Here is a 14,590-nt window from a genome sequence, read left to right as displayed (position 1 = left end):
CTGCGCGCGTTTTGCCCGGTCGCCCCCCCAGGCCACCAGAACCACGGCCCTGGACGGGTCCGCACCCCGGGTTTAAAGTTTTTCCTTCATCAGCCGTTAATACCGAGAGAGGCGGCAAAGTGTCACTGGGGTGGCACGGCTTGCACCTGGGGGTAGACGTACACCCGGCGCTTCCGAGTTTCAGCTAGCTTGCAACGTTTTCAGAGGATCCGACCATGGCAACCACGATTTCAATCACCGGCGGCAGTACGTTGACACTGCCTGGTGGGACGACCATCACGGCGGACACCGGGTCGGACACCATCACCCTCAGTGGAGCACTTGGCGGCGCAAGCATTGACTTGGGCGAAGGCGCGGGCACAGACATCCTTTATCTGGACACCACCGTCGCAAACACCGGCACCCTCTCCAACATTGAGACCGTCACCGGTGGCTCACTGGCGGACAACATCACGCTCGGAGCTGCGGCCACAGGCGACACCATGGATTTGGGGGCCGGGGCCGACAAAGTCACCCTGTTCAACGGCACCAACTCCATCACGCTGCAGAACGTGGAAACCGTGGTCGGCGACTCCGGTGCCGACACTGTCACGTTGGGAGGCAGCCTGGGCACGGCATCCAGCATCAGCCTGGGCGACGGCGCCGATGTCCTGACCCTGACCACTGCACTGACCTCAGGCACCATGGACCTCGGGGCAGGCAACGATACCCTGACGCTGGCCAACGGCACCAACACCTTTACCGTCAGTAATGTGGAAACCGTGGTCGGCGGCAACGTCGCAGACACCCTCACACTGGCCACCATCATCACCGCTGGCAATGTGGACCTTGGTGCGGGGACCGACGCCCTGACCCTGGGTGCGTTCAACAACGTGCTGACGCTGTCGAACGTGGAAACCGTTACTACCAGCGGCTCGGGCGACGATACCGTCACCCTGGGCGCGGCACAGGCCAGCGGCACCATCAACCTGGGCTCAGGGGCCGATGCCATTACCCTGGCCAACGGCACCAACACCCTGACGCTGAGCAATATCGAATCCGTCACGGGCAATGCGGGCGCCGACACCATCACGTTCGGAGCCGCCATCTCTGGAGCGACGGTGGACCTGGCGGCAGGTGGCAGTGACAGCCTGACCCTGGCCAACGGCGCCAATACCGTTACCGCATCCAATGTCGAAACCATTGTCGGCGGCACACTGGCAGACGCCATCACGCTGGGCACCGGCATGACCGGCGGTGTGGTCAACCTCGGCGCGGGCACCGATTCGCTGACGCTGCTGGCCAGTGTCACCACCGCGCAATCGGTTTCGGCCACCGGGGTCGAAACCATTGTCGGGGCCACGGGCGACGACACCATCACCATGGGCGCGGGCATTACCGCGGGCGACATCAGCCTTGGCAGCGGCTCCGATGCCATCACCCTCACGGGCAGCACCAACACCCTGACCGCCACCGACGTGGAACTGGTCACCGGCGGCACGGGCAATGACACCGTGACCCTGGGCGCCGCCATTTCCGGAGCGACCGTCACCCTGGGTGCGGGTACCGACACCTTGGTGCTTGCGGGCTCTGGCAACACCGTCACGTTGTCCGGTGCGGAAACACTCACTGGCGGTGGCGGCAACGACGTCATCGTCATGGGGGCCACGGCCTCCGGCCTGCAAGCCGACCTCGGTGCCGGCACCGGCGACACCATCACCCTGACGGGGGGAGGGAACACCGTTACCCTCTCCAACGTCGAGACCATCACCGGCGGCGCCAATGCGGACGCGGTGACCCTTGGCGCAGCATTGTCGGGCGGCGTCATTGACCTGGCTGCCGGGACCGATACCCTGACGCTGGCCAACGCGGACAACACCCTGACCCTGTCCAATGTCGAAACCGTGACGGGCAACAGCGGTGCCGACACGATCAGCCTGCTCACCACTGTCACAGGCGGGTTGTTCAGCCTAGGCACAGGTACCGCCGTTGACTCGCTCTCGCTGGCTGACGGCACCAACACCTTGACTGCCACCAACGTGGAAACCGTCACCGGGGGTACGGGCAACGACACCGTCACGTTCGGCGCAGCGGTCTCCGGCGGCACCGTTGATCTGGCTACAGGTACCGATACCCTCACGCTCGCCAACGGGACCAACGTTCTGACGGTGTCCAACGTGGAAACGCTGGTCGGCGGCACCGGCAACGACACCCTGACTCTAGGCGCCACCATCACGGGCGGCAATTACGATCTCAAGGGCGGAACCGATAGCGTCACCCTGTACCAGACCGGTGCCAACGCCAACGACCTGACGCTGACCTCGGTGGAAACCATTGTCGGCGGCAGCGGTGACGACACGGTGACCCTGACCAACGCGATCACGTCGGGCAACATTTCGCTGGGTGCAGGCACTGCGGACAAACTGACTCTGGGCGGTGCATCCACCCTCTCCATGGATGGATCGGTAGAAACCCTGGTGGGCAGCGGCGGCAACGACGTGGTCACACTCACCGCCAGCCTGACCGCTGGCAACTACGACCTGGGTGGCGGCAGCGACGTACTCAACCTGGGCGGAAACGGCAATACGCTGACGCTCAATGGCAGCATCGAGAGCCTGGTGGGTAGCACCGGGGTGGACTCCCTGACGTTCAACGCCGCACTGACCAACGTGGTCGTGGACGGCGGCAGCGGAGGGGATGCCCTGACGCTGTCCGACAACTCGAACTCTTTCGTCGCCCGCAATGTCGAGACCATTACCGGAGGCTCGGGTGCCGACCAAATCACGCTGGGCACCACCATCACCGGCGGAGTTTTTGACCTGGCCGCTGGCGGCACCGACCGCATCACCCTGGCAGACGGTACCAACTCGCTGACCACGACCAACGTGGAAACAGTCATTGGCGGCACCGGCGACGATACCCTGTCGCTGAACAATGCGACGACCAACGGCACCTACCTGTTGGGCGCAGGCAATGACAAGATCGTACTCGCCGACGTTGCCAGCAACGTGCTGGCCGTGTCCAACGTGGAAACCATTGTCGGCGGTACCGGCGCAGACACCGTGTCGTTCAATGCTGCCATCACCAATGGCATCGTGTCGCTCGGCACGGGCACCGACCAGCTGAATCTGGCGGATGGTTCCAACTCAGTCACGGTCACAGGCGTCGAAGCCATTCTGGGCAATTCCGGCGCCGATGTGGTCACCATCACAAACGCCACAGCCAGCGGCGACACGGTTGACCTGGCTGCCGGCACCGCCGACGTCCTGACGTTGCTGGGCAACGGAAACACACTGACCGTGTCGGGCGTGGAGAGCCTGACCGGCAGTACGGGTGCTGATGCCATCACCCTGGGTGCAGGCATTTCGGGCGCCACGATGGATCTGGGATCAGGCAGTGACAGCCTGACGCTCTCGCTTGGCAACCACAGCATCACTGCCACCAACATCGAGACCATCACGGGCGATGCCGGTGACGACACCATCACGTTTGGCAATGTGGTCACTGCCGGAACCTACGACCTCGCCGGCGGAACAGATACCGTGGTACTGGCCAACGGGGCAAACACCGTTACTTTGAGCAACGTCGAAACCGTCACCGGCAATTCGGGCGTGGACACCGTCACTTTTGGGGCGGCAGTCGCTGGCGGGGCGGTGAACCTTGGTGCAGGCAGCGATGTTCTCAACCTGGCCAACGGCACCAATGCGCTGACGTTGACCGCCGTCGAGTCGGTCACAGGTGGTACTGGCAACGACACCATCACCTTGACGGGTGCCATGGCCTCGGGCACCTTCGATCTGGCTGCCGGAACCGACGAACTGATCCTGGCCAATGGCACGAACACCATCACGGCCACCAACGTCGAATCCATTGTCGGCGGCACGGGCAACGACACCGTGACCTTGGGCACGGGCAGTACCGCCGCCACTATCGACCTCGGCACCGGAACCGACACCCTCAATCTGGCTGCGGCCGGAGGAACCTTCACGGTCAGCGGCACCGAAACCGTGGTGGGCGGCGCGGGCGATGACCTCGTGACCCTGGGCGCCGCCATCAGCGGGGCCAACATCAACCTGGCAGGTGGTACTGGCGACGTGCTGACCTTGGCCAATGGCAGCAACGTCGTCACCGCATTGGGCGCAGAAACCGTGGTTGGCGGCAACGCTTCCGACACCGTCATGCTGACCAATACCACCAACACCGTCACCCTGGTGGGTGTGGAATCGGTGGTCGGCAACTCCGGCACGGACACCGTGGTTCTGACGGACGTGGCCAACACGCTGACCATGAGCCAGGTGGAGACACTGACCGGTGGCACACTGGCCGACACCATCACCTTGGGTGCTGCGGTGACCGGCGCGAGCTTTGACTTGCTGGGTGGCTCCGACTCCCTGACCCTGGCCAACGGCACCAACTCGTTGACCGTCACCAACATCGAAACCGTGACCGGCGGTGGTGGAACCGATACCCTGACGCTGGCAGGCAACGGAGCCACCCTTGGGACGTCTGGGGTAGAAACCGTCATTGGCAGTACCGGCAACGACACCGTGACCCTGAATGCTTCCGTGTCGGGAGGCAGTTTTGACCTCGGCACGGGCACCGACACCCTGAACCTGGCGGCCGGTGGCAACACCCTGACGGTCAGCGGCAACGTCGAGACCGTGGTCGGCAATGCCGGCAACGACATCATCACCATCGGCACTGCAGTCACAGGTCTGGTCTACGACCTCGCTGGCGGCACCGACCGCCTGACGCTGTCCAGCGCCGGCGCCAACACCATCACCGCCACAGGCATTGAAACCATCGTCGGCGGCACGGCCAACGACAGCGTCACATTGTCTGCAGCAGTGTCGGGCACCGCCTTCAGCTTCGACCTCGGTGCGGGCACCGATACCCTCACGCTGGCCGATGGCACGAACAACCTCACCCTCAACGCCTCAGTCGAAAGCGTCGTGGGTGGCACGGGCAATGACACCCTGACCCTGAGCGCTGCCGTAACGGGCGCGACCTACTCGCTGGGTAGCGGCACCGATGTCCTGAACCTCTCCGGTGCAGCGGCCAACTCCCTCACCGCCACCGACATCGAAAGCGTGATCGGTGGCAATGCTGCCGACACCGTGGTGCTGGGCGCCACGGTCACCGGCGCCGTGATCAACCTCAATGGCGGCAACGACGCCCTCACGCTGGCCAACGGCACCAACACGGTCACCGCTGCAGCGGTGGAAACCATCACCGGTGGCACCGGGGACGACACCGTCACCCTGTCCACGGCGGTAACCAACGGCACCATCAGTCTGGGCACGGGCACCGACACCCTGAATCTGTCCGCAGCATCCATCCTCACACTCGACAGTTCGATCGAAACCCTGGCAGGAAGTTCAGGCAATGACACGATCACGCTGACCAGCGCAGTATCGTCCGGCAGCTACGACCTGGGTGCAGGCACCGGTGACCAGCTGATCCTGTCGACCACGGGCAACAACACCCTCACCCTGGGCAACAGCGTTGAGACGCTCACTTCCGGCTCCGGGGACGACACCATCGTGCTCAGTGCCGCGGTGTCCAACATGCGTGTCGACCTGGGTGTCGGCACCGACAGTTTGACGCTGGCCAACGGCACCAACACACTCACCGTCACCAACATCGAAACGGTCACGGGTGGCACCGGTGTAGACCAGGTCACGTTCACCTCCGTGCTCAGTGGCGGGCAGGTCAACCTCGGCGCAGGTTCGGGCGACAAGATCGTGCTGACGAATGGCACCAACACCCTCACGACCACGGGCGTGGAAACCGTGCTGGGTGGCACCGGCACCGACACCCTGACCTTGTCTGACGCCACCACCTTCGGCATGTACGACCTGGGGGCCGGCACCAGTGACCAGATCACCCTGAGCGCTGCAGGTGCCAACAACGTCATCGTCAAGAATACCGAGACCATTACCGGGCAGAGCGCCGACGACACGGTTTCGCTGGGCAATAGCGTCACGGGTGCGATCGTCGACCTGGGCAACGGCACCGACACCCTGACCCTGTTTGATTCGCCCAACACCCTCACCGTGACCGGGGTCGAGACCTTGGTCGGTGATTCGGGCGCTGACACCGTGACTCTAGGGGCTACCGTCACTGGTGCCAACGTGGACCTGGGCGCGGGAACGGACCGCGTCATCCTGGCGGATGGTACGAACAGTGCTTCGGTTTCCAACGTCGAAACCATCAGCGGCGGTACCGGCAACGACACCATCACCATGGGCTCGGGCTTCACGGGCACGGGCAACGTGGTCAACCTGGGCGCGGGCACCGACACGCTGACCCTGTTCAACGACACCAATACCCTCACCATCACTGGCGTAGAAACCGTGGTGGGTGCTGCCGGCGCCGACAACGTAGTGCTGGCAGATGCCGTCACCACCAACATTGACCTCGGCGCAGGCACCGACACCCTGACGCTGGCCAACGGCGCCAATGCCTTGACGATCTCTAACGTCGAAACGCTCCTGGGCGGTACAGGCGCCGACACCATCATCATGGGGGCGCCGATTACCAGTGCCACCGTGGACCTGGGAGCCGGCAGCGACAGCCTGACATTGGCCGACGGCACCAACAGCCTCACGGCACTCAACATCGAGACCCTTGCCGGTGGTACCGGCGATGACACGGTGACGCTCGGCGCTGCCGTCAGCGGCATGGCCATTGACCTCAATGGAGGCACCGACTCCGTAGTCCTGGCCAATGGCGCCAATACCGTCACCATCACCGACGTTGAAAGCATTACCGGCGGCACGGGCAACGACAACGTGACCCTGGGCAGCGGCAGTACTGCGGCTACGGTGGATCTGGGCACGGGCACCGACACCTTGACGCTGTCGGCCTCCGGCGGCACGTTTACCGTCAGCAATGCCGAAACCATTGCCGCAGGCACCGGCAACGACGTCGTGGTTCTGGCGGCCGGACTCAGCGGAGGCAACATCAACCTCGGCGCCGGCACCGACACCTTGACCCTGGCCAACGCCACCAACGCCATCACGGCCTCCGGCATTGAAACCATCACCGGAGACTCCGGAGCCGACACCGTTACTTTCGGTGCAACGCTCACCAATGGGGTTGTCGATCTGGGCGCAGGCAGCGACCGCATCATCCTGGCCAACGGCACCAACAGCCTGACGGCCACCAATGTGGAAACCGTGACCGGTGGTACCGGCACCGATACGCTCACGTTGACCAACGTGGCCAACACGCTCACGGCCAGCAGTATCGAGACACTGACCGGCGGCACTGCGGCCGACACCGTGACGTTCACGGCTGCCGTCACGGGTGGCAATGTAGACCTGGGGGCAGGCAGCGACACGCTCACGTTGTCCAGCGCCGGCGCCAATAGCCTCACCTCGACAGGCATCGAAACCCTGGTGGGCGGCACCGCTGCCGACACGGTCACACTGGGAGCGGTGATCAGTGGTGCCAGCATCGATCTGGGCGCAGGCACCGATAGTTTGGCACTGGCTTCCGGCGCCAACACGCTGACCCTGAGCAACGTGGAGACCGTTACCGCGTCGGCCAGTGGAGACGATGCGGTGACCCTTGCCACCAGCGCAACCTCCGGCACCAACATCGATTTGGGTTCCGGCACCGACACGCTGACCCTGGGCGCCAGCGGCAATACGCTCACAGTCGCCGCCACGGTCGAGAGCATCGTGGGCAGCGCCGGCGATGACCTCGTGACCGTCAGCGGCGCCGCTTCCGGCGTCACCTACGACTTCGGCGGAGGCTCTGGAGACAAGCTTAGCCTCTCCGGCTTGGGAGCCAACGACGTCACGGTCAACGCCATCGAGACCATCCAGGGGGCCGGAGCGAACGACACCGTGCGCTTCAGCGCTGCCGTGAATGGCATCAGCATCGATCTGGGCGCCGGCACCGCAGACCGCGTATTCCTGGCGGACGGCACCAACACGCTCTCGCTCAACGGTACGGTCGAAACCGTCACCGGTGGTACGGGGGTCGACACGCTCACCCTGACCAGCGCCGTGACCGGCAACACCTACACCCTGGGTACTGGCAATGACCGGCTGATCCTGGGGGCTGGTACCAACAGCCTGACCGCCACCGACGTGGAAACCGTGACCGGCAACAGCGGTGCCGATACCGTGACCCTAGGCGCCGCCATTTCTGGCGCGCAGATCGACCTGGGTGCTGGCAACGACGCCCTGGTACTGGCCAATGGCACCAATACCGTTACCGCCAGCAACGTGGAAACCATTACTGGCGACAGCGGCGCAGACACTGTGGTACTCAACACCGTGGTCGCAGGTGGCGTTATCGACCTGGGCACGGGAACAGACAGCCTGACCCTCAAGGACGGCACCAATAGCCTGACAGCCACCAACATCGAAACCATCGTGGGTGGTACAGGCGCCGACGCCATCACATTGGGGGCCGCACAGACCGCAGGCACCTTCAGCCTTGGCGCCGGGACGGACACCCTGAACCTCTCTGGCAGTGGCGCCAATACATTGACCCTGGACGCCAGCGTTGAGCGAGTGAACGGCTCTGGCAACGTGGTGGACACCATCACCCTGTCGCAGGCGGTTTCGGGCGCCTCCTACGACCTGGGCGGCGGCAGCGATTCACTGACCCTGGCGAACGGAACCAACATCATCACCGCCACCAATGTCGAAACCGTGACCGGTTCCGCTGGTGACGAAACCGTGACCCTCGGCGCTGCCATCAATGGCGCCACCGTGGCTCTGGACGGCGGAACCGACACCCTGTACCTGTCGAGCTCGGGCACCAACGTGATCACGGCCTCCGGTGTGGACACGCTTGTGGGCGGCAATGGCAACGATACCGTGACATTCACCACGTTGATCACCGGCGGAACCGTCAACCTGGGCGGCGGCAGCGACTCATTGACCCTCGCGGCCGGTGCAAATGTGGCAACCCTGGACGGTGTAGAGACCCTGAGCACCAGCGGTTCGGGTGACGACACCATCACCTTGGCCAGCGCCAGTCCCTTCAATGCCTCGCTCAATCTCGGCGCAGGCAACGACAGCATCACGCTTGCGGCCGGTGGCAACACCCTGACGCTGACCAGCGCTGAAACCGTGACCGGAAATGCCGGTGCCGACATCGTGACCTTCGGTGCAGGCGTCACCAATGCCGTGGTCGACCTCGCAGGTGGTGTGGACAAGCTGTTCCTCGCCACCGGCGGCAACACCCTGACGCTTTCCAATGTGGAAAGCGTGGTGGGCAACTCCGGGGACGAGGTCCTGACCCTGCTCACTACCGTGACGGGCGGCAACTTTGACCTGGCAGCAGGAACCGACCAGATCACGCTCGCCGACGGCACGAACACTCTGACCGTAGGCAACGGCACCGTCAACACCGTCGAAAGCATCGTGGGTGGCACAGGTGCAGACACCGTCACCTTCAGCGGTGCCGTCACCACCGGCAGCTTTGATCTCGGTGCGGGCAACGACAGCCTGGTGCTGGGCAATTTCGCCAATACCTTCACCGCCAGCGGCAACGTGGAAACCATCGTCGGCGGTACCCTGGCCGACGCCATCACGCTGTCAGGTGCGGTATCGGGCAACAGCTACAACCTTGGTGCCGGCAACGACACGCTGACACTGTCGGGGGCAGGTGCCAACACCCTGACGCTCAATGGCAGCGTCGAAACCCTGGTCGGTGGATCGGTCAACGACAGCATCACGCTCACCGCGGCGGTGTCCGGATTTAACTATGACCTGGGTTCGGGCACAGACAGTCTGGTGCTGGCCGACGGTGCCAACACCCTGACCCTGGCCAACGTGGAAACCGTCACAGGTGGTACTGGGGCAGATACCTTGACGCTGACGGCTGCACTGGCCAGTGGCTCTGTCTACGACCTGGGTGCCGGCGCGGACAAGATCACCCTGGGTGGCAACGGCAACACCGCCACCTTCGCCAACGTGGAAACGATCGTGGGTAGCACCGGCGCCGACCTCGTCACGCTGACGACCGCCATTTCGGGAGGCTCCATCGTCCTGGGATCGGGGGCAGACGTCCTGACGCTGGCAGATGGCGCCAACACCCTTACGCTGGACAGCACAGTGGAAACCGTGGTCGGCGGAACCGGTGCGGACACCCTCACGATCTCGGCGCTGGTCACCAACGGTGTCTACAACCTGGGGGCTGGCAATGACACCCTGACCCTCGCAGGCACTGGAACTGGCACCAACACCGTCACCCTGTCGGGCGTGGAAACCCTCACCGGGGGGTCGCTGGCCGATACCGTGGTGCTCAGCGCACAGATCACGGCGGGCAACTACAACCTGGGCGCGGGCAACGATGCGTTGACGCTGGGCGACTTCAACAACACCCTGACGGTCTCGAACATCGAGACCATTACCGGCGGCACCGGTGACGACGATGTGACGCTGGCTACCGGTGTGACTTCAGGTTCGTTCACCCTGGGTACCGGCAACGACGTGCTGCGACTGGCCAACGCCACCAATACGCTGACCATCGGTACCGACATCGATACGCTGGTGGGCAATTCTGGCGCTGACACCATCACCCTGTCCGCCTCGGTGACCGGGCGTACCATCGACCTGGGCGCGGGAGCCGACAAGCTGGTGTTTGCAGCCACGGGAGACAACACCGTCACCGTGGCCAACATCGAAACGGTGGTCGGCTCCTCGGGCAACGATGCGGTAACGTTCACTACCGGCATCACCAACGCCAGCATCACCCTGGGCGCCGGATCCGATACCTTGACACTGGCCAGTGCAGCCAACCAGCTGACCGTCGACGCCTCCATCGAGTCCATCGTCGGGGGTAGCCTGGCGGACGTGCTGTCGCTCAGTGCCACGGTCACCGGCATGACCTACGACCTGGGCGCTGGCAACGACACCCTGAACTTGCTGGCAGCAAGTACGGGCGCCAACACCGTCACCCTGTCCAACGTGGAAACCCTCAATGGTGGCTCCGGCAATGACACGGTCACCTTGAGTTCGCAGGCCACGGGCGGAACGTTCAACCTCGGCGCAGGAAGCGGTGACAAGCTGATCCTGGGCAACGTGGGTGCCAACTCCCTGACGGTGTCCAACACCGAGACCATCGTCGGCAACACGGGTGACGATACGATCACGCTAGGCATCGGCGTTTCAGGTTCGACCCTGAGTTTCGTCCTTGACACCGGCACCGACAAGCTGATCCTGGCCAATGCTGCCAACACCCTCACGGTCGGCGCAGACATCGAAACAATCGTGGGCAATGCAGGTGCCGACCTGCTTACGCTCAGTGCTGCGGTCAGTGGCAATAGTTATGACCTGGGTGCTGGCACGGACAGCCTGACCCTTTTGGGCGTGGGCAACACCCTGACCGTCAGCAATGCGGAAACACTCACCAGCAGCACCACAGGGGCAGACGTCGTGACCCTCGGCGCAGCCCAAGGCAGCGGCGTCTACAACCTGGGCTCGGGCAGTGACAGCGTCACCTTGGCCAACGGCACCAACACCTTGACGCTGACCAATGTCGAAACCATCACCGGCGGCACGGGTGCAGATACCATCACCTTGGGGGCAGCCATCACCGGCGCCACCGTTACGCTAGGGGCGGGCGTGGACAAGCTCTCGCTGGCCAGCGGCACCAACAGCATCACCATCGATGGCGCGATCGAAACCGTGGTCGGCAATGCAGGTGCGGACACCATCACCGTGGCAGGCGCAATCTCCGGCGCCAATATCGACCTGGGGGCCGGCGCTGACAAGCTGGTACTGGGAGATGCCGCCAACACGCTCACCCTCAATGCCAGCGTGGAAACCGTGATGGGCGGCACTCTGGTGGATACCATCACGCTCAGCGCTGGTGTGAGCGGCCAGGTGATCAGCTTGGGCGACGGCAGCGACAAGCTGACCCTGGCCAATGCCACCAACGTGCTCACGGTTACCAACGTCGAAACCCTGGTGGCCAATGCCGGCGCTGACACCATCACCTTGGGCAACACGGTCACCAACCAGGCGTTCGACCTGGCCGGTGGTACCGACAAGCTGGTACTCATGACCAGCGGTAGCGGGGCGAACACCCTCACGGCCACCAACATCGAAACCATCGTGGGCGGCAGTGGTGACGACAGCGTGACGCTGACAGCGGCAGTATCTGGCGTCAACATCAGCTTGGGCGCAGGCACAGACACATTGATCTTGGCCACAACCGGCACCAATACGTTGACGCTCAATACAGATATTGACACCCTTGTGGCTGGTGCCGCCGCCGACAAAATCACGCTCAGCGGTGTCGTTTCCGGACGCACTTTCGACCTCGATGCTGGTAACGATTCACTTACCCTGGCCAATGGCACCAATAGCCTGACGCTGTCGAACGTCGAAACCATCACCGGTGGCACCGGCGCCGACACGGTGACGGTGGCGACCTTGATGACCAATGGCGTTGTCAACCTGGGCACCGGCACCGACGTACTGACGTTCAGCCAGACCAGTGGCACCAACACCGTCACGGTCAGCAATGCCGAGACCATCGTCGCTGATGCGACCGACGACACCATCACCTTGGCCACCGGCATGATCTCCGGATCCGCGGTCAACCTCGGCGGCGGCAACAACCGCCTCAACCTTTCCGGCGCGGCCAACACCATCTCCTCGGTCTCCAACGTCGAAACTGTGGTGGGTGGTGCTGCCGACGACAAGCTGACCTTCCTGACCCAGATCACGGCCGGCAACTACAACCTCGGTGGTGGCGCGGCCGACACGCTGACCTTGGGTAACTTCGCCAACACGCTCACCGCCAATGGGGTGGAAACGATTGTCGGCGACAGCGGCGACGACACCGTCACCCTGGCTGCGAGCGTTGCAGGCGGCAACTACAACCTCGGTGCAGGCAACAATACCCTGATCCTTGCGAATGGTGGCAACACGCTGACACTCAACAACTCCATCGACACATTGACCGGTGGCAGTGGCAACGAAGTCATCACCTTGAGCAATGCCGCAACCAACAACTTCTTCAACCTGGGGGCCGGTGCGGACACGGTAACCCTGGCTAGCGTCGGCAACACCATCACGTTGGCCAATGTAGAGACTGTTACGGGAGGTACAGCCGCAGACAACGTCACGCTGAGCACACTGAGCAGCGGCGGCAGTTTCAACCTGGGCGCAGGCACCGATACCTTGACGCTGGGCAACTTCGCCAATGTGGTCAACGTGTCGGGCGTGGAAACGCTCACGGCCGGTACGCTCAATGACGTGGTGACCCTCACCGCAGCCCAGTCCGGCGGCACCTACGACCTCGGCGCGGGAACCGACCGCCTGGTGTTGGCCGCCTCTGGCACCAACCTGCTCACGGTCATTGGGGCAGAGACCATCAGCGGCTCCGGCGGAACGGACACCGTGGTCTTCAATGCGGGCCAGACGGGCACGATTGTCGACCTGGGCGCCGGCACCGACACCCTGACGCTGAGCAGCGACGACAACGACTTCACGGTATCCAACGTCGAAACCATCACCGGCGGCACCGGCAATGACGTCATCACCTTCAATGCCGTGGTATCTGGCACCACCAACTTTGTCGGTGGCGCAGGTACCGATGAACTGCGCCTGTTCAATGGTGCCAACACCTTCACCCTGTCCAGCGCATCGATCGAAACCATTACCGGCAACTCCGGCAATGACGTCATCACGCTGACAGCGCAGGCCACCGGCAACGTATTCAACCTCAACGGCGGCACCGATTCGGTGACCCTGACCAGCAGCTTGGCCAATGACATCACGACCTCGGGTGTGGAAACCATCGTCGGCGCCTCGGGCAATGACACCATTACCCTGTCGACAACATTGGGTTCGGGTTTCATCAACCTCAACGGAGGAACAGACACACTCAATCTGTCCGGTGGCGCCAATACCATCACCGTCAGTGGCATCGAAACCATCAACGGCGGCAGCGGCAGCGACCGCATCACCTACTCCACGGCCATCACGGGCGCCGTGATCGACTTGGGTGCATCCAACGACTCGGTAACGCTCGCAGGTTCCGGCGTCAACACCCTGACGCTGACCAACGTGGAGACGCTGGTGGCGGGGGCAGCCAATGACGACGTGACCCTGGGCAATGCAGTGTCCTTTGTCACCTACAACCTCAGCGGAGGCACCGACAAGCTCACGTTGTCGAGCAACGGCAACAACAACGTGACGATCAGCGGCATCGAGACGCTGGTCGGCGGATCCATGGACGACACCATCACGCTGGCGCTGTCCAGCGTGGGCTCGGTCATCCAGGCCGGTGCAGGCAACGACGTGATCATCGGAAGCAACGGAGCAGACACCATGACCGGCGGTGCAGGTGCGGACTACTTCACCTTTACCGACAAATTGCAGTCCACAACCACCACTTTTGACACGATCACCGATTTCGTGGTCGGGCAAGATAAACTGGACTTCAGTGGACTCGGCAACAATTTCAGCATGGTGAGCACCTTCAGCAACAACGGCAATGCCCAGGGCAAGTGGGACGATGCGACGCACGTCCTGCTGGTCGACAGCAATGGCGACGGTGCGGCCGACATGAAACTGGTGCTGACCTCGACGACCGGACTGAGCTCGTCCGATTTCATCTGGTAGACACC

General features: G+C 63.4%; 1 protein-coding gene. It reads left to right on the top strand.

Annotation, left to right across the window (positions count from 1 at the left end; genetic code table 11):
* Nucleotides 1–215: 215 nt before the first annotated feature.
* Nucleotides 216–14,585 carry a M10 family metallopeptidase C-terminal domain-containing protein gene (locus RQP54_RS18645; protein ID WP_315679982.1) on the top strand — a complete coding sequence of 4,790 codons (14,370 nt, stop codon included), beginning with the start codon at nucleotides 216–218 and terminating at the stop codon, nucleotides 14,583–14,585.
* The last annotated feature ends 5 nt before the right edge of the window (nucleotides 14,586–14,590 follow it).

The sequence above is a fragment of the Curvibacter sp. APW13 genome (assembly GCF_032337135.1).
In the GTDB taxonomy this organism is placed as follows: domain Bacteria; phylum Pseudomonadota; class Gammaproteobacteria; order Burkholderiales; family Burkholderiaceae_C; genus Allorhodoferax.
This window is presented reverse-complemented; position numbering and strand designations above follow the sequence as displayed.

What these genes read in the sequence shown, in the direction of transcription:
- RQP54_RS18645 (WP_315679982.1), top strand. Translation starts at nt 216, where the DNA reads ATGGCAACCACGATTTCAATCACCGGCGGCAGTACGTTGACACTGCCT.